The organism is Humibacter sp. (genome assembly GCF_051954055.1).
Taxonomy (GTDB): Bacteria; Actinomycetota; Actinomycetes; order Actinomycetales; family Microbacteriaceae; genus Humibacter.
Map to the genome: position 1 here is coordinate 1 of NZ_JBQCIE010000024.1, position 17,219 is coordinate 17,219.

Genomic DNA, 17,219 nt, shown 5'->3' on the forward strand with positions numbered 1-17,219 from the left:
GCGAAGCGATCGCGATCGACGGAAAAGACCTGCACGGGGCGAAGAACGGCAACGGGTCCCGGGTGTTCCTGATGGCCGCGATCACCCACGACACCGGGTGCGTGATCGGGCAGGAATCGATCGGTGAGAAAACCAACGAGATCCCGCACTTCGCTCCACTGCTGGACCAACTCGGCGACCTGACCGGAAGAGTGGTCACCGCCGACGCGCTGCACACCCAGCACGAGCACGCCCAGAGCCTGCACGAACGCGGCGCGCACTACGTGTTCACCGTCAAAGGCAACCAACCCGGCCTCCGCGACCGGATCGCAGCCCAGACCTGGTCATCTCGCCCCGTGCAGCACACCGTGACAGAGAAAGGTCACGGCCGTATCGCCACCTGGTCCATCACCTGCCAGGCCGCGCAAGACTGGATCGGATTCCCGCACGCCGCCCAGACCATTCGCCTCACCCGCGACCGCGTCGAGCTCCGCACCGGCGAGACCACCCGAGAAAGCGTCTACGCGATCACCTCCCTCACACCCCACCAGGCGTCACCGGCCCGCCTGGCCGCCCTCATCCGCGGACACTGGACCATCGAGAACCGACTGCACTGGATCCGCGACGTCACCTTCGACGAAGACCGATCACAGATCCGCACCGGCAACGCACCCCGCCTCATGGCCACGATCCGAAACCTCGCGATCAGCATCCACCGCCTCACCGGCGCCACCAACATCGCCGCCGCCACCCGAGCCGCCATGCGCAACCCAGAAACCACACGACACCTCACCGGACTTTAGGAAAGCCCTGCAAATCGCGGGCGGGCACGGCTCAGGATGCCCGCGAGCACGTCGCGCACAGGCCGAAGACGTCGACGATGTGACGGGCATCCGTGAAGCCGTGGTCCGAGGCGACGCGTTGCGCCCACTGCTCGACGTCGTCTGCGGCGATCTCGACGGTGAGCCCGCAGCGCCGGCAGATCAGGTGGTGGTGGTGCCCGCTCGTCGTGCACGCACGGTAGAGCGCCTCGCCGTCCGGGGACTGTAGCGAATCCGCGTCGCCCTCCGTCGCGAGATCCGCCAGCGCACGGTACACGGTCGCCAAGCCGATCGACGAACCGTGGTCGCGCAGCTCGTTGTGCAAGCTCTGCGCGCTCACGAAGCCCTCGTTGGTGGCCAGCGCCTCACGCACCGCCTCGCGCTGCCAGGTATTTCGCTTCATGACCCAACCTCCAGAACGGGCGCGCGCACTGGCATCCGCTTGCCGCTCACGCCCCTACGCTTGCGGCGCCACGCGATCACGCGGCACACCAGGTAGATGAGGAACGAGATCGTCGTGACGTAGGGGCTGATCGGCACGGATCCGCCGAGCGCGAGCATGATGCCGCCGACCATCGACACGACGCCGAACACCACGCTGAGGAGAGGCACGACCAACGGCGAGGACGACACCTTGAGCGCGGCAGCTGCGGGGGTGACCAGGATCGACAGCACCAGCAACGCCCCGACGATCTGCACAGAGACCGCGACGGCGAGACCGAGCAGCAGCATGAAGACGATCGAGAGCGTGCGGGTCGGAACGCCGCGGGCGGCGGCCACGTCGGCATCCAGGCTGGCGAACGTCAGCGGACGCCACACCACCAGGAGCCCGGCGAGCACGACGACCGAGATCACCAGCAGCGCGCCGATCTGCGGGTTGTCGATGGCGACGATCTGCCCGGTGAGCAGGCCGAACTTGTTGGCGGAGCGTCCCGGGTAGAGGGCGAGGCACAGGATGCCCAAGCCCAGGCCGAAAGGCATCAACACGGCCGTGATGGAGTTGCGTTCGCGCGCCCGGGAGCCGAGCAGCCCGATCAGCAGGGCGGCGATCAGCGATCCGACGAGGGATCCCTGCACCACCCCGACCCCGAGCAGCAGCCCGGCGGATGCCCCGGCGAACGACAGCTCGCTGATGCCGTGCACCGCGAACGCCATATCGCGCGACATGACGAAGACGCCGATCAGTCCGCCGACGAGGCCCAGCATGGCCCCGGCCAGGATCGAGTTGTGCAGCAGCACCACGAGCTGCCCGTAGTCGGTGAAGTTGAAGATCTGACTCCACCAGCCGGTGGCGTCCGCGTGGATCATCGCCCCACCTCCTCGAAGACGTCGTGCTCGTCGTGATGCGGATCGTGGTGCTCGTCGTGATGGGCGTGAGATCCGTCGGGGTGCGCGCCGGGAGCATCCGAGGTCCCGACCACGACGATGCGGCCACGAGTACGGATGACGTCGACCGGCGAGTCGTACAGCTCGCTCAGCACCTCGCTGCGCAGCACCTGATCCGGCGTTCCGATGCGGAACTTGCCGCCGGCGAGATACAGCACGCGGTCGACGAGGTCGAGCACCGGGTTCACGTCGTGCGTGACGAAGAGCACACCGAGCTGGCGCTCCCGCCTGTGCCGGTCGATCAACTCGCTCACCGCGCGCTGATGCGCGATGTCGAGCGAGAGCAGGGGCTCGTCGCAGAGGAGCATCCGCGGATCGCCGGCAAGCGCCTGACCCACGCGCAACCTCTGCTGCTCACCACCGGAGAGCGTCGCGATCGGCACCTTCGCGTATGCGGCCGCGCCGACGGCATCCAGCAGCCCATCGATGCGCTCGCGGCGCCGCTTCGAGGGCCACGGAACGCCCAACCGGTGGCCGTCGACACCGAGACCGACGAGGTCTCGGGCGCGCAACGGAGTGCCCTCGTCGGCCATGCGCTGCTGCGGGATGTAGCCGATACGCCGGTTGCCACGTGTGACGGGCTCGCCGAGGAACTCGATCGATCCGGACACCAGCCTCTGCTGCCCGAGGATGACCTTGAGCAGGCTGGTCTTGCCCGATCCGTTCGCGCCGAGCACGGCGATGAACTCGCCGGCGTGCACGTCGAGGTCGAGCCCGGACCACAGCGTGCGCTCGCCGAATCCGAGCGTCGCGTCGCGCAGGCTGAGTACTGTCCGCGCGCTGGAGCTTGGAGCGGAGGCCATTTCTGGCCTCCGCCGCGACGCCAGCGCCGACCGCCGTCTCGGCGGTCGGTTGCCGAAACGGGTGGCGCCCCACTCGTGCGAAGCGCTCACGATGCCGCCTTTCCGAGTGCGGCGCCTATCGCATCGAGGTTGGCGTGCATCCAGGTGAGGTAGGTCTTTCCGGCCGGCAGCGTCTCGGCGACGGGCACGACCGGGATGTCGTTAGCCTTCGCCGCGTCGACCACCTTCTGGGTCTGCACTCCTGACGTCTGGTCGTTGTAGGCGAGGAGCGCGACGGAGCGCGAGGAGAAGAGGTCGAGGGTCTGCTGCAGAACGGATGCTGCGACATCCGTGTCGTTCTCGATCGCCTCGCTGAACTTCTCCGGCGTCTTGTTCACGAGCCCGATCGCGTTCAGCATGTACAGGGGCACCGGCTCCGTGATGGCGACACCCTTCCCCGCGTACTGCCGCTTCAACTGGGCCTCCGTGTCTTGCAGAGCGGAGACGGACGCCTCGAACCTCTTCGCGTTCGCCTCGAACGTCGACCGGTCGGCGGGGCGCGCCTTCGCGTAGGCGGTGGCGAGGTGCTGGGCGACCTTGTCGACGGTGCGGAAGTCGTACCAGAGGTGCTCGTTGAACTCGCCGTCGGACGGATGCTGGTCGTAGCCGGAGACGTCCGCCGCGTTCAGCACGACCGGCTTCGTCCGCAGCGCGGAGAGCATCTCGTCGACGAAGTCGTCGTAGCCCCCGCCGTTCACGACCACGATCTCGGCCTTCGACAGCGCGAGCTGATTCTGGCCGCTGGCCTGGTACTCGTGCGGGTCCTTGTCGGGGTCGTCGATGATCGACGTCACGTCGACCTTGTCGCCACCGACCTGCTTCGCCACGTCACCCCACACATCTGTGGAGGCGACGACGTCGATGCGACCGGAGGCGGAACTCGACGCGGGGTCGCCGGATGCCGCTGGCGAGCATCCGGTCAAGGTACCAGTCGTCAGCGCGGCGACGGCAAATGCCGCCACTGCGAGGGTGGTGGTTCGGGCGGAGATGAAGGCGGGGCGCTTCATGAAGGTGGGATACCTGTCTAAGTCGCTGTTCTTGTGAAGGTGCGAGCGGATGCCCACGCCGAGCGGCCGATGTCGCGACTGTCGTCCACCGCTTATTGATAATGATACTCAAAAGCAGCAAGACCCGCACGCGATGGATGAGGATCCGCACGGGCCCTGCGCGACGGCGGGTGGTGACAGGATCGACACCATGACCGGCCGCCTCATGCTGCTCGACACCGCCTCGCTGTACTTCCGTGCGTTCTACGGAGTGCCGGAGAGCGTGAAGTCGCCCGAGGGGATGCCGGTCAACGGCATCCGGGGACTGCTCGACATCATCGCCAAGCTCGTCACCGACTTCGAGCCGACCGCCCTCGTGGCCTGCTGGGACGACGACTGGCGCCCGCGCTGGCGCGTCGACCTCATCCCGTCGTACAAGGCGCACCGCGTCGCCCAGCTCGTGCCCGGCGGCGTCGACGTGGAGGACACCCCGGCAGGACTCGTACCGCAGGTGCCGGTCATCCGCGAGCTGCTCGGCGAACTGGGCATCGCCGTGGTCGGCGCTGAGCAGGCCGAGGCCGACGACGTGATCGGATGCCTGGCCCGCCGCGCGCAGCAACCCGTCGACGTCGTCACGGGCGACCGCGACCTGTTCCAGCTGGTGGACGATGCGAACGACGTGCGCATCATCTACACGGCCCGCGGCATGAGCAAGCTCGAGCTGGTGACGGATGCCGTCGTCGAGGCGAAGTACGGCATCTCGCCACAGCAGTACGCGGCGTTCGCGGCCATGCGCGGCGACCCATCGGACGGGCTGCCCGGCGTCGCAGGAATCGGCGAGAAGTCCGCGGCAGGGCTGCTGCGCGAGTTCGGCGACCTCGACGGCATCCTCGCGGCCGCCAACGACCCGGCGACTCCGCTAGGCGCCGGTGTGCGGGCCAAGCTGACGGCATCCACGGAATACCTCGAGCGGGCCGTCCCCGCCATCGCGGTGGGCGAGCGGGTGGAGCTGCCCGAGGTGGACGGCACCTTACGGGCTCTGGATGCCGGGCAGCTGGCATCCGTGCACGCCACGGGCGAGCGCTACGGCCTGGGCGGCGCGCTCGACCGTGCGCTGAAGGCACTGGACGCCGCGGCCGAGGCCAGCGGGCGCTAGCCGCGAGACGTGGTCCTCGTCGCGAGACTAGCTGAACAGGATGAGACCGGGCGCAGTGCGCCTAGTACGAGAGCAAACAGCCAGTCTCACTGAACGAGCCCGTTCACGCCCCGGACGCGCCGCCCGCCCTCGCCGAGCCCGTCGTGCGCACCTCGCCGATCACGGACGCGGGCATGGCGGCCGCCGTGCCGGGCAACAGCGGGAAGTGGCACGCCACCATGTGCGGCACGGCACCCGGCGCCGGAGTCGGCTCCTGAGAGCTGCCGCCGCCAACGCGCAGCAACGGTTCCACCTGCGCGCAGATCTCCTGCGCCATCGGGCAACGGGTGCGGAACCGGCATCCACTCGGCGGGTCGATGGCCGACGGGATCTCGCCGCGCACACCGAGCTCCGCCTTCGCCTTCTCGACGACGGGGTCGGCGATCGGGATGGTGTCGATGAGGCCGCGTGTGTAGTGGTGCTGCGGCGAGGCGTACACCTCGGCGGCCGGGCCGATCTCGACCAGCTTGCCGAGGTACATCACGGCGATGACGTCGGAGAGATAGCGCACGACGGAGAGGTCGTGGCTGATGAAGAGGTACGTGAGGCTGCGTTCGACCTGCAGCTCCTTCATGAGGTTCAGCACCTGCGCCTGGATCGACACATCGAGTGCCGACACCGGCTCGTCGGCGACGATCAGCCCCGGCTCCAGTGCGAGAGCCCGTGCGAGTCCGATGCGTTGGCGCTGGCCGCCGGAGAACTCGTGCGGGTAGCGCTCGCCGGCGCGGGCAGGCAGACCGACGTCGGCGAGCAGCTCGTCCACGCGGCGATCGCGGTCACGCGCCGTGCCGACGTGCTGGATCTCCAGCGGCTCGCGCAGGATCGAGCGCACGCGCATCCGCGGATCCAGAGACGCGTACGAGTCCTGGAACATGAACTGCACGTTGCGCCGCGCCTCCTGCCGGTCGCGACCACGCTGCCGGTCGAGACGACGACCCCGGAACAGGATCTCGCCGCTCGACGGCGTCTCCAGCCCGACGACGAGGCGACCGAGCGTCGTCTTGCCGCAGCCCGACTCGCCGACCAGCCCGACGGTGTGTCCGCGGGGGATGACGAAGCTCACGTCCGCGACGGCGCTGACCGCGCCCACCTTCCTGCGCAGCACGGCGCCGGCGGTGACCGGAAAATCCTTCACCAGACCCTTCACCTGGAGCAGCGGAACGCCGTCTTCCGGGATGAACCGGGTCGGCGCGACCCAGGTGCGGGCATCCGTGTCCGCAGGCTGCACCGCCGCCGCGTGCCTGGCCATGAGTTCGTCGGGAGAGGGGAGCGGCTCGGTGCGCGGCACGAAGCACGCGTACTGCTGGATGCCGTCGTCATGCTTGATGCGGTCGAAGCGCGGCACCTCGGTGCGACACTGGTCGACGGCGAAGCGGCAGCGCGGCGCGAACCGGCACGCGGGCGGCGGGTCGACGAGGTCGGGCGGAAGCCCCGGGATCGAGTAGAGGCGGGCATCCGCCCCGGCGGCGCGCTCGGGCAACGACTCGAACAACGCCTCGGTGTAGCGGTGCCGCGGTTCGCGGAACAGTGCGCGCGTCCCAGCGGCCTCCGCCACCTTGCCCGCGTACATCACGACGACGCGGTCGGCGCGGCCGGCGATCACGCCGAGGTCGTGCGTGACCAGGATGACCGCCATGCCGAAGTCCCGCCGCAGCCCGTCGATCAGCTCCAGGATCTGCTTCTGCACCGTGACGTCGAGCGCCGTCGTGGGCTCGTCGGCGATCAGCAGCTTCGGCCTGCAGATCAGCGCCATCGCGATCATCACGCGCTGCCGCTGCCCGCCGGAGAGCTGGTGCGGATAGCTCTTCATGCGCCGTTCCGGGTTCGGGATGCCCACCATGCGCAGCATCTCCAGCACCGGTTCGCGCGACTCGGCCCGCGACATCCCGCGGTGCAGCAGCAGCGGCTCGGCCACCTGGTCGCCCACCGTCTGTACGGGGTTGAGGCTGGTCATCGGGTCCTGGAAGATCATGCCGATGTCGCCGCCGCGGATCTCGCGCATCGTGGACTCCGGCGCCTTGACGAGGTCGAGCCCGTCGAACAGGATGCTCCCGCCCACGATGTGCCCGCCAGGCGGCAGCAGCCGCTCGATCGACATCGCCGTCATGGTCTTGCCGCATCCGGACTCGCCGACGAGACCGACGGTCTGCCCGGCGTTGACACTGAACGTGACGTCGTCGAGCGCGTGCACGACGGACTTGCTGAGCCGGATGTCCGTGCTCAGCCCGGTGATCTCCAGCAGCGCCATCGCCGCCCTCCCGTCTGTAATGCGCGTCTCAGCGCCGCTGCAGCCGCACCTCGACCGAGTCCCGCAACCCGTCGCCGACGAGGTTCACGGCGACGACCACGAGGATGATCGCGATGCCGGGCGGGTAGATCAGCCACCAGTAGTTCAGGAAGACGAACTGCGTGCCCTTGCTGAGCATCCCGCCCCAGTCGGTCGCCGGCGGCGAGATGCCGAGCCCGAGGAACCCGAGGTACGCGACGAGCAGGATGGCGTCGGCCACCTGGAATGTCGCGTTGACGATGACCGTGCCGATCACGTTCGGCATGATGTGCCTGGTCACCGATCGCCAGCTCGAGCCGCCCATCACGCGCACCGCCTGCACGTACTCGCGCACCCTCAGGGTCAGCGACTCGCCGCGCACGAGTCGCGCGGGAACCAGCCAGGCCGTGAGCCCGATCACCACGATCATCACCGGCAGAGACGGCGTCACGATGGTGACCAGGAACAGCAGCAGGAACAGGATCGGGATCGCCAGGATGGCGTCGACGATGCGCATCATCACGGCATCCACGACCCCGCCGAAGAAGCCGGCGATCGCGCCCCAGATCGTGCCGACGACGGTGGCGACGGCCGCAGCGGCGAAGCCGACGATCAGCGACACCTGGCCGCCGACCATCAGCCGTCCGAGCACGTCGTACCCTGAGCTGTCCGTGCCGAGCGGATGCCCCGGCCCCGGCGGCAGGTTCGCGTTCAGCAGGTGCACGGTCACCTGGTCCGTCGGGTAGACGAGCGGCCCGACGAAGCAGAACAGCACGGCGACCGCCACGACGACGATCCCGGCGACGGCCAGGCGGTTCTGCACGAACACCTCGAGGCCGAGGCGGAACATGCTCTTCGGCTTGGTCGAGGTGATCGCGCCGAGCGTCGGCTCCGCGGGAGGCGTAGGGCCGACGTCGGTCTCCAAAGCGAGCGGTCGGGTCATAGTTTCACTCTTGGGTCAACGGCAAGCAGCAGCAGGTCGGCGATGAGATTGCCGATCACCGTCGCGAAGGCTGTGACGATGACGACACCGAGCTCCACCGGGTAGTCGGACTGCTGCGCGGCGTTCCAGAACAGCAGCCCCATGCCGGGAAAGTTGAAGATGGACTCCGTGATCAGCGCACCGGCGAACAGCGCGGGCAGCGACAGCCCGAGCAGCGTGATGATCGGGATGAGCGCGTTTCGCAGCACGTGACCCCACAGCACCCTGGTGCCGGATGCCCCCTTCGCACGCGCGGTGCGCACATAGTCCTGGTTGATGTTGTCGAGCACGGATGACCGCATGTAGCGGGAGAACCCGGCGATCCCCAGCAGCGCGAGCGTGACGATCGGCAGCACCATCGCTCCGAACTGCTGGAAGATCGGCACGACGCCGTCCGACTGCGGCGCCTCGGGCGGAAACCACCCGAGCGTCGACGAGAACACCTCGATCATGATCAGCCCGAGGAAGAACGTCGGGGCCGCGTAGAACACGAACGACGCACCGGTGAGCACGTAGTCGAGGAATCTGTTGCGCCGGACCGCCTGGTAGATGCCGATCGGCACGGCGACGAGCACCGTGAGCGCCAGGGCGAACGCGGCGAGGATGATCGTCTTCGGCAAGCGCTCCGCGAGGAGCGACCCCACCGACTGGTTGAGCTTGTACGAGAAGCCGAAGTCGCCGGTCAGCCATCCGCCGAGCGTCGTGAAGTACTGCACGACGAGTGGCTGGTCGAGGCCGTTCTGCTTGTTGAACAGCGCGATCTGCGCGGAGGTCGCGCGCGGGCCCAGGATCGCGCGCGCGGCCCCGCCGGGCAGGGAGTGCAACAGGATGAACACGATGACGGTCACCACGAAGACAACGAGCACGGCCTGAGCGAGACGCCGGAGGGTGTATCCGATCATGATGGTTCACCCGCGTCCCACTAGGCCGTCCCCCTCCTTCGTGATGCTGATCAGTAGTGCCACGTCTCCGGCTTGATCGCGCCGTATGGGTTGTTCTGGTAGCCCTTCAGCCCGCCGGCCACCTCGGCGAGCGAGTAGGTGTAGTTGGGCTGGTAGATGACCGGAACGTTCTTCGCCATGAAGTCCTCGTAGGCGTGCATCACGGAGTCGCCGCTCTGCACGTTCGTGGCCTCGATCAGCTTGTCGAGCGTGGTGTTGGAGTAGCTGCCCGAATTCGACCCGGCGCCGGTAGCGAAAAGCAGTTCGCCGGTCGGGTAGTAGTCGGGCGCGTACACCCAGCCCCCGCCCCAGTTGCCCATGTCCCAGGTGCAGGTCGGTCCGGAGCACGGCACCGCGGTGGCGGTCACCGAGTTGAACGGTTCGGACTTGATGTTCAGCGTGATGCCGACCTGGGCGGCGTTCGACTTCAGCGACGCCATGGCCGTGTCGATCGTCGCCTGCCCGCTCGCATACGGCAGATCGAAGGTGAGCGCCTGACCTGCCGTGATGCCCGCGCCGCAGTCACCCTGTGCGGTGCCCGGCTTCACGCACGTGGTCTTGCCGTTCTTCACGACGTTCCAGCCGTTGTCGGTGAGGTACTTCTTCGCGTTCGCGATGCTGAACGGATACGGGTTCGACTTCTCCGTGGAGGAGACCAGCGAGCTCGACGGGAACAACGGCACCGGACCGTAGGTCGGAAGCCCGTAGCCCTTCGCCGCCGACTTGAGGATGCCCTGCTGGTCGACCAGAGACTGCATCGCCTGACGGAAGTAGAGCTGCTTGAAGATCGGCCCCACGGTCGGGTTGTTGTAGTTGATCGGGAAGTAGTTGAACCCGTACAGGAACCACGGCTCGAGGTTGTAGTTCTTGCTCAGCGGGTTCGGTCCGCCCACGTCAGGTGCACTGCTGGCCGGCTTGACCTGGCTGATGTCCTGCGTCGGGATGTAACCGACATCGAGGGTGCTTCCGGAGCGCAGCACGTTGAACTCGGCCGAGTCCGTCGTGAACGGGACCATCTTGAACTGCTTCACCTGCGCCTTGACCGGACCCGAGTACTTCGGGTTCGGCACGAACGTGACGTGACCGTCCGAGTTGAAGCTGGAGAGCTTCCACGGGCCGTCGACGACGGACCAGACCGGACTGGTCGCGTAACCCGGCAGATCCTTGCTCTGCGCCGTCAGGTAGGCGAACACGGCTGCGCATCCGCTCTCATTGGTCGAGCAGTCGCCCTTCGCTGTCGCGCTGGTCATGTCCCACGCCTCGGACATCGGCGTGATCTGGCTGAGCTGGTTCATCAGGAACCACTGCTGGCTGTACGCCTTGTCGGTCGTGAGCACGACGGTGGAGCTGTCCGGTGTGGTCGCCGACACGATGTTGTCGGGGAACTGTCCTGGGTTGTAGCCGGCGTAATTGGTCTTCTCCGCCTTGGCCATGTTGATCCAGAACATCACGTCCTGTGCCGTCACGCTCTCGCCGTTGGACCACTTGTACGGGTTCAGCTTGATCGTGATCGTCTTGCCACCGTTGCTGTAGACCGGCTTCTTGGCCAGACTCAACGAGTAGTCGACGCCGGTCTTGCCGTTGTCTCCGTACCAGTACAGAGTGCGGTACATCATCAGTTGCATCTCGGAGTTGGTCACCGAGAAGTCCGAGATCGGTGAGAACGGCCAGATCCAGTTCGGAACGGTCGCTGGCGGCAGCGCCCACGAGATCGTGTCAGACGATTTGCCCGGTGCGTTCCCGCTCGCCGACTTCGGCGAAGACGATCCCGACGAGCATCCGACAAGGATCATGGAGACGGCCGACATCAGAACTCCTGCGAACAGAAGTCGGCGCCGCGCGCCCGATTGTCGAAGATTCATTGCTATGGCCTCCCGCCAATGCGTGCGCGATCCGCGTCTTTGCTCTTGTTCGCGCAACTTCTCTTCTCAGAGTGCGAACGTGAGCGTGGGAATCGGCTGGAAGGCAGATTTCATTTCAGGGCATGTCTCTGCACGCATACTCAGGCGCCGGGAACCGGCATTCCCGCGCTCGAGGGTCGCGGATTTCGCGTTGCGCGGCCGCCGACGGACGAGTGGTCAGCTGGCGCGCTCGGACAGCGCAGAATGGTGTATTCGAATGGGCGTCGACGCACATTCTGCTCGGATGACGTCACGTGCGGCTCTCGAGCGCTTCGCCGAGCCTCCACGCCACGGGTGCACCCTGAATCGCGCCGAGGATGACGTGGACGAGTGACGGCGAGCCTCGGGCTTCGGCATGATGGCAAGTTCTCTCCGCAACCCTCGTTCTGGAGACCACGGCATATCCCGCGCTGCCTTTGCCGGTTCAGGCTGCCTCGTGCACGACTCAGCTTCGTTTCGACTGCAGAAGTGGCGCTGAGCCTGGCCCGGAAGAGCCACTTCTGCAGTTGAAACCAATGCGGGTCCACGCCGCTGCCAAGACACAGTCTGCGACCTCGCGAACTACGCGACGGCCGACGGATGGGTCTTCGCGTACTTCACCTTGGCGAGCTTCATTGGCATAGTGCAACCTAAGTGGCTGGTCAAGGTCGGTCGGCCAGGTAGGTCAAGTTCGTCAATCGAGCAGCAGCGCCGGCTCCTCGATGATCGCGGCGACGTCCGCAAGGAAGCGACTGGCGACGTCCCCGTCGACGACCCGGTGGTCGAAGGATGCCCCGAGCGTGGTGACGAAGCGCGGGCGCACCTCGCCGTCGACCACCCACGGCTTCTGCTTGATCGTGCCGAGCGCGACGATCGCCACCTCGCCGGGGTTGAGGATGGGTGTTCCGGTGTCCATGCCGAACACGCCGATATTGGTGACGGTGATGGTGCCGCCGGCCATCTCGGCCGGCTGGGTCTTGCCGTCGCGGGCCGTGATCGTGAGCTGCTCGAGGGCCCCGGCCAGCTCGAGCAGGCTCATCGACTGCACCTCTTTCACGTTCGGCACGATGAGGCCACGCGGGGTTGCTGCGGCGACTCCGAGGTTCACGAAGTGGTGCACGATGATCTCCTCATCGGTCCACGTCGAGTTCACCGTCGGGTTGCGGCGCACGGCCCAGATGATCGCCTTCGCCATGATCAGGAGCGGCGACACCTTCACCCCGGCGAAGTCCGGCGACTTCTTGAGCCGCTGCACGAACTCCATCGTGCGCGTGGCATCCACGTCGACGAACAGGCTCACGTGCGGCGCGGTGAACGCGCTGGCGACCATGGCGCCCGCGATCGCCTTGCGCACGCCCTTCACGGGGATGCGGTCCTCGCGGGCATCCGGCCACTCCGGCGTCTGGATGTTGCGGAACACGCTCGCCTGACTGGCCTGCCTGATCACGTCGTCGCGGGTGATCTCGCCGGCGATTCCGGTGCCGGCGACCTGAGCGAGGTCGACGCCGAGGTCTTTGGCGAGCTTGCGGATCGGCGGCTTCGCGACGACCGGAACGGCGCGGGCTGCCGGCACGAGGTCTGCCGCCGTGGGAACGTGGCGCCCCTCCTGCGCCTGGCCGCGGTTCTGGCTGCGCCGCCTGCTCGCTCCATGGCCGGCCGACCCGTACCCGACGAGCACCGCGCCCGGCTTGGGCTCGTCGCCCTCGCGCTCGATGAGGGCCGCCGCGTCTGCGCGGGCCGCTTCCGGGGCGGCATCCTGCTCGAGCTCGCTCTCATCCACCTCGATCACGTTGTCGAGCCCGTCCGCACCCGACGCGGTTCCACCGGATGCGCCGGCACCGACCACGATGATCGGCGCACCCACCTCGACCGTCTCGCCCTCGTTCACGAGCAGCCGGTCGACGACGCCCTCGAACGGCGACGGAAGCTCGACGAGCGACTTCGCGGTCTCGATCTCGCACAACACGTCGTTGAGGTGCACGGCATCGCCAGGACCGACCTTCCACGACACGATCTCGGCCTCGGTCAGGCCCTCGCCGACGTCCGGCAGCAGGAACTCGGACTCACTCATGGCTCTCCTTGGGCGGTTGTTTCGAGGCTGAAGGTCTCGGTCGTGAGCGGATGCTCGTCAATACGCGAGCGCGCGATCGACGGCCTCGAGCACGCGGTCGGCGTCGGGCAGGTAGGAGTCTTCGAGCTTGGCGGGCGGGAACGGGGTGTCGAATCCGGAGACGCGCAGCACAGGAGACTCCAGCGAGTAGAACGCCTTCTCGGCCACGGTCGCCGCGATCTCGCTGCCGAGGCTCGCGAAACCCGGCGCCTCCTGCGCGACGACGAGACGGCCGGTCTTGCGCACGGAGCCGAGCAGCGGGCCGAAGTCGATCGGGGAGAGCGAGCGCAGGTCGACGACCTCGACGCTCGTTCCCTCGTCCGCCGCGATCTCGGCCGCGCGCAGCAGCACGCTGACCATCGCTCCGTGGCCGACGAGCGTGACATCCGTTCCGGTGCGCACCACGCGGCTGGCGTGCAGCGGAACGGCGCTTGCCGAGAAGTCCACCTCGCCCTTCGGCCAGTACCGGCTCTTGGGCTCGAGGAAGATCACCGGGTCGTCGGAGCGGCAGGCCTCCTGGATCATCCAGTAGGCGTCGTTCGGTGTCGAGGGGCTCACAACGCGCAACCCGGGAGTGTGGGCGAAGTAGGCCTCCGGGCTCTCCTGGTGGTGCTCGACCGCGCCGATGTGCCCGCCGTAGGGGATGCGGATCACCACGGGCATCCGGAGCGCGCCCTCGTGCCGCGCGGTGAGCTTGGCCAGCTGGGTGGTGATCTGGTCGAAGGCGGGGAAGACGAAGCCGTCGAACTGGATCTCGCACACCGGACGGTAGCCGCGCATCGCCAGGCCGATGGCGGTGCCGACGATGCCGGACTCGGCGAGCGGCGTGTCGATCACGCGCTGCGGCCCGAACTCGGCCTGCAGGCCCTCGGTGATGCGGAACACGCCGCCGAGCGGCCCGATGTCCTCGCCCATGAGCATGACCTTCGGGTCATCGGCGAGCGCCTGACGAAGTCCGGCGTTGAGCGCCTTCGCCATGGGGAGGCTCTCCACGCCCGTGCGGAAGGAGTCGTGAGCGGATGCCTGCTGCACGGCATCCGCGGTCGTCACGTCGCTCACGCGGTCACCCCCTGCTCCTGGCTCTGCTCCGGCACCGCGAAGGACTTCTCGTACCGCTCGAGCCAGGCCTGCTGTTCGACAACGCCGGCGTGCGGTTCGGAGTACACGTGCTCGAACGCGACCTCCGCCGCCGGAGCCGTGAGCTCCAGGGTGCGGCGGCGCACGTCGGCCGCGTAGTCGGCGGCCTCCTCGTCGATGCTGTCGAACCACTCCTCGCCGACCCCCCGTCCGACGAGGAACGCGCGCAGCCGCACGATCGGGTCGCGGCCGCGCCAGTGCTCGTCCTCGTCGGAGGAGCGGTACCTGGTCGGGTCGTCGCTGGTGGTGTGAGCGCCCATGCGATAGGTCACGGCCTCGATCAGGCTCGGCCCGTGACCGCCACGCGCCTCGTCGAGCTGCTTGGCGCTCACGATGTAACTGGCCAGCACATCGTTGCCGTCGACCTGCACGCCCGGGATGCCGAAGCCGCTGGAGCGCAGATAGAGGGGAGTGCGGGACTGCGTCTTCACCGGCACCGAGATGGCCCACTGGTTGTTCTGCAGGAAGAAGACCTGCGGCGTCTGGAAGCTCGCGGCGAAGACGAACGACTCGCTGACGTCGCCCTCCGAGCTGGCGCCGTCTCCGAAGTAGACGAGCACGGCCTGGTCGGAATCCCTGTCGCCCGTGCCGGAGGCACCGTCGAACTTCACGCCCATCGCAAAACCGGTGGCGTGCAGCACCTGGGTGCCGAGAACGAGCGTGTAGATGCGCACGTTGCCGTTCTTGGGATCCGTGGGATCCCACCCGCTGTTCGTGACGCCCCGCATGACCCGGATGATGTCGAGCGGATCGACGCCGCGGATGGTGGCGACCACGTGCTCGCGGTACGACGGGAAGATGGTGTCCTGCGGTTGCGCCGCGTGCGCGGACCCGACCTGTGCGGCCTCCTGTCCGCTGCTCGGCGGCCACAGCGCGAGCTGGCCCTGCCGCTGCAGGTTGGTCGCTTCGGTGTCGAACCGCCGCACCACGACCATGTCGCGGTAGAAGCGGCGGAAGTCGTCGTCGGTGAGCCGGTCGAGGTAGGGCAGGAACTCGGTCGCGGCATCCGTCGGCTCGAAGCGGCCGTCTTCGGTCAGTACCTGCACCGTCGCCGCGGAGAGCCCGGTCGACGACGCGAATCGGTCGTTCGTGGCAGACATCCTCACTAACCTAACTGTTCGGTTGGAGGGCTCTTCCGTAGGTGTTCGACAAGCTCTTCCGTGATCTTTAGCACGCGGTCGACAGATTCCTCTTCACCGACGCCGACGCGGATGCCGTCGGGCACGAACCCGCGCACGGCCAGGCCGGCGTCGAAGAACCGGTCGATGCAGAGTGCGGTGTGCTCGCCGGTCGGAAGCCAGACGAAGTTGCCCTGCGCCTCCGGAACGTCCCACCCCTGGTCGATGAGCGCATCGCGCAGCCTGCCGCGGCGCTCGGCGATGACGGCGACGCGCTGGAGCAGCTCGTCCTCGCGCTCGAGCGACGCGAGCGCTGCCGCCTGGGCCGTGTCGGTGACGCTCATCGGGATAGCCGTGGAGCGCGCCGCGTTCAGCAGCCGCTCCGGCCCGACCGCGTAGCCGATGCGCAGCCCGGCCAGGCCGTACGCCTTGGAGAACGTGCGTAGCACGACGAGATTCGGGTAACGGCCGACGAGCGTTCGCCCGTCGACGTGGCTCGGGTCGGTGATGAACTCCACATACGCCTCGTCGAGCAGCACGAGCCGGTCGGTGGGGACGGCCGCCATGAACCGCTCGAACTCGTCGGCCGTGACGATCGGACCGGTCGGGTTGTTCGGGGTGCACACGATGATGACGCGGGTGCTGTCTGTGATGGCGGCGATCATGCCGTCCAGGTCGTGGCGGGCGTCCGGAAGCAAGGGGACCGTGACACTGGATGCCCCCGACACGGTCACGAGACCCGGGTACGCCTCGAACGACCTCCACGCGTACAGCACCTCGTCGCCCGGACCGGCAGCGGCGTTGATGAACTGCGAGATCAGTGCCACGGATCCGGCACCGAGGTGCACCTCGGCCGTTCCGACGCCGAACCGTTCGGCCAGCCGGTCGCGCAGTGCGAGCGCCGCGCCGTCCGGGTAGCGATTCAGGGTGCTCGCCGCGGCGACGGCATCCAGCACACCAGGGAGCGGGTGGAACGGGTTCTCGTTGCTGGAGAGCTTGAATCCGTCGGCGGGAGGGACTCGACCCTGCGCGTAGGCGGCGAGGCTGGCGATCTCGGGGCGCAACAGCACCCGCTCGACGTTCTGGGCATCCACAGGGCCAACTTACCGTCGGCATCTGCGCGCGGGATGGGCGAGGAGGCTACCGCCGGCCCGCACGACCTGGAACACTGTGCGGATGAGGTTTCTGCTGAAACTGATCATCAACGCATTCGCGCTCTGGGTGACCACCCTGATCGTGAGCGGCGTGACGGTGAAGTCCTACGACCCGATCGGCGGGAACTTTCCGCTCATCCTGACCTATCTGCTGATCGCGCTGATCTTCGGAATCGTGAACGGCATCGTGGGAACGGTCATCCGCATCGTGGCGTTCCCGCTCTACGTGCTCACGCTCGGTCTCATCTCGCTGATCGTGAACGGCCTACTGCTGCTCATCGTCTCCTGGATCAGCGATGCGATGGGCTTCGGTCTGCACGTCGACGGGTTCTGGGACGGCGTGTGGGCCGCGTTGATCCTCGCGATCATCAGCTGGCTGCTGGGACTCATCTTCCGTCCGGTGATGCGGCGGTGATCGGGCG

16 protein-coding genes are annotated in these 17,219 nt (G+C 67.6%); 4 read left to right on the forward strand and 12 right to left on the reverse strand.

The window, feature by feature from the left end:
• Positions 1-782 (forward strand): ISAs1 family transposase (locus tag ACTHNC_RS02970; RefSeq protein ID WP_440293108.1); only part of this gene is annotated, 782 nt, incomplete at its 5' end.
• Between the two features lie 31 nt (positions 783-813).
• Here the strand turns inward: ACTHNC_RS02970 and ACTHNC_RS02975 are convergent.
• The 4 genes from ACTHNC_RS02975 to ACTHNC_RS02990 all read right to left on the reverse strand — a co-directional run bounded on the left by ACTHNC_RS02975 (position 814) and on the right by ACTHNC_RS02990 (position 4,035).
• Positions 814-1,203, reverse strand: a complete 390-nt coding sequence (locus ACTHNC_RS02975) for a Fur family transcriptional regulator (RefSeq protein ID WP_440293109.1) — start codon at positions 1,201-1,203, stop codon at positions 814-816.
• The gene (locus ACTHNC_RS02980; RefSeq protein ID WP_440293110.1) at positions 1,200-2,108 is read right to left on the reverse strand and encodes a metal ABC transporter permease; all 909 of its coding nucleotides are present in this window, start codon (positions 2,106-2,108) and stop codon (positions 1,200-1,202) included. The genes ACTHNC_RS02975 and ACTHNC_RS02980 overlap by 4 nt, the downstream gene beginning before the upstream one ends.
• Positions 2,105-2,989, reverse strand: a complete 885-nt coding sequence (locus ACTHNC_RS02985) for a metal ABC transporter ATP-binding protein (RefSeq protein WP_440293111.1) — start codon at positions 2,987-2,989, stop codon at positions 2,105-2,107. Before ACTHNC_RS02985 ends, ACTHNC_RS02980 begins: the two co-directional genes overlap by 4 nt.
• A gap of 86 nt (positions 2,990-3,075) precedes the next feature.
• Positions 3,076-4,035: a metal ABC transporter solute-binding protein, Zn/Mn family gene (locus ACTHNC_RS02990; RefSeq protein WP_440293112.1), complete on the reverse strand. Its 960-nt coding sequence runs from the start codon at positions 4,033-4,035 to the stop codon at positions 3,076-3,078.
• 190 nt (positions 4,036-4,225) lie between these two features.
• Here ACTHNC_RS02990 and ACTHNC_RS02995 point away from each other — a divergent pair, with 190 nt between their 5' ends.
• A complete protein-coding gene (locus ACTHNC_RS02995; RefSeq protein WP_440293113.1) occupies positions 4,226-5,170 on the forward strand; it encodes a 5'-3' exonuclease in 945 nt (314 codons plus the stop codon).
• 103 nt (positions 5,171-5,273) lie between these two features.
• Here ACTHNC_RS02995 and ACTHNC_RS03000 read toward each other — a convergent pair whose 3' ends face one another.
• The 4 genes from ACTHNC_RS03000 to ACTHNC_RS03015 are packed head-to-tail and all read right to left on the reverse strand — an operon-like array spanning position 5,274 to position 11,014.
• On the reverse strand, positions 5,274-7,457 hold the full coding sequence (locus ACTHNC_RS03000) for an ABC transporter ATP-binding protein (protein ID WP_440293114.1): 2,184 nt from the start codon (positions 7,455-7,457) through the stop codon (positions 5,274-5,276).
• A 28-nt stretch (positions 7,458-7,485) separates the two neighbouring features.
• Positions 7,486-8,418, reverse strand: a complete 933-nt coding sequence (locus ACTHNC_RS03005; RefSeq protein WP_440293115.1) for an ABC transporter permease — start codon at positions 8,416-8,418, stop codon at positions 7,486-7,488.
• Positions 8,415-9,359: an ABC transporter permease gene (locus ACTHNC_RS03010; RefSeq protein WP_440293116.1), complete on the reverse strand. Its 945-nt coding sequence runs from the start codon at positions 9,357-9,359 to the stop codon at positions 8,415-8,417. The genes ACTHNC_RS03005 and ACTHNC_RS03010 overlap by 4 nt, the downstream gene beginning before the upstream one ends.
• 50 nt (positions 9,360-9,409) lie before the next feature.
• Complete coding sequence (locus ACTHNC_RS03015; RefSeq protein WP_440293117.1) at positions 9,410-11,014, reverse strand: ABC transporter substrate-binding protein; 1,605 nt, start codon at positions 11,012-11,014, stop codon at positions 9,410-9,412.
• Here ACTHNC_RS03015 and ACTHNC_RS03020 point away from each other — a divergent pair.
• A complete protein-coding gene (locus tag ACTHNC_RS03020; RefSeq protein WP_440293118.1) occupies positions 11,001-11,633 on the forward strand; it encodes a hypothetical protein in 633 nt (210 codons plus the stop codon). The two genes, ACTHNC_RS03015 and ACTHNC_RS03020, sit on opposite strands and share 14 nt — an antisense overlap.
• Before the next feature lie 339 nt (positions 11,634-11,972).
• Here the strand turns inward: ACTHNC_RS03020 and ACTHNC_RS03025 are convergent, their stop codons facing one another.
• From ACTHNC_RS03025 to ACTHNC_RS03040, 4 genes are all read right to left on the reverse strand, one after another.
• Complete coding sequence (locus ACTHNC_RS03025) at positions 11,973-13,349, reverse strand: dihydrolipoamide acetyltransferase family protein (RefSeq protein ID WP_440293119.1); 1,377 nt, start codon at positions 13,347-13,349, stop codon at positions 11,973-11,975.
• Positions 13,350-13,406: 57 nt separating this feature from the next.
• On the reverse strand, positions 13,407-14,366 hold the full coding sequence (locus ACTHNC_RS03030) for an alpha-ketoacid dehydrogenase subunit beta (RefSeq protein WP_440293148.1): 960 nt from the start codon (positions 14,364-14,366) through the stop codon (positions 13,407-13,409).
• A gap of 77 nt (positions 14,367-14,443) precedes the next feature.
• Complete coding sequence (pdhA, locus tag ACTHNC_RS03035) at positions 14,444-15,625, reverse strand: pyruvate dehydrogenase (acetyl-transferring) E1 component subunit alpha (RefSeq protein WP_440293120.1); 1,182 nt, start codon at positions 15,623-15,625, stop codon at positions 14,444-14,446.
• A 5-nt stretch (positions 15,626-15,630) separates the two neighbouring features.
• A complete protein-coding gene (locus tag ACTHNC_RS03040) occupies positions 15,631-16,737 on the reverse strand; it encodes a histidinol-phosphate transaminase (RefSeq protein WP_440293121.1) in 1,107 nt (368 codons plus the stop codon).
• 82 nt (positions 16,738-16,819) lie between these two features.
• On the opposite strand from ACTHNC_RS03040, the gene ACTHNC_RS03045 reads away from it, so the two are divergent.
• The gene (locus ACTHNC_RS03045; protein ID WP_440293122.1) at positions 16,820-17,212 is read left to right on the forward strand and encodes a phage holin family protein; all 393 of its coding nucleotides are present in this window, start codon (positions 16,820-16,822) and stop codon (positions 17,210-17,212) included.
• The last annotated feature ends 7 nt before the right edge of the window (positions 17,213-17,219 follow it).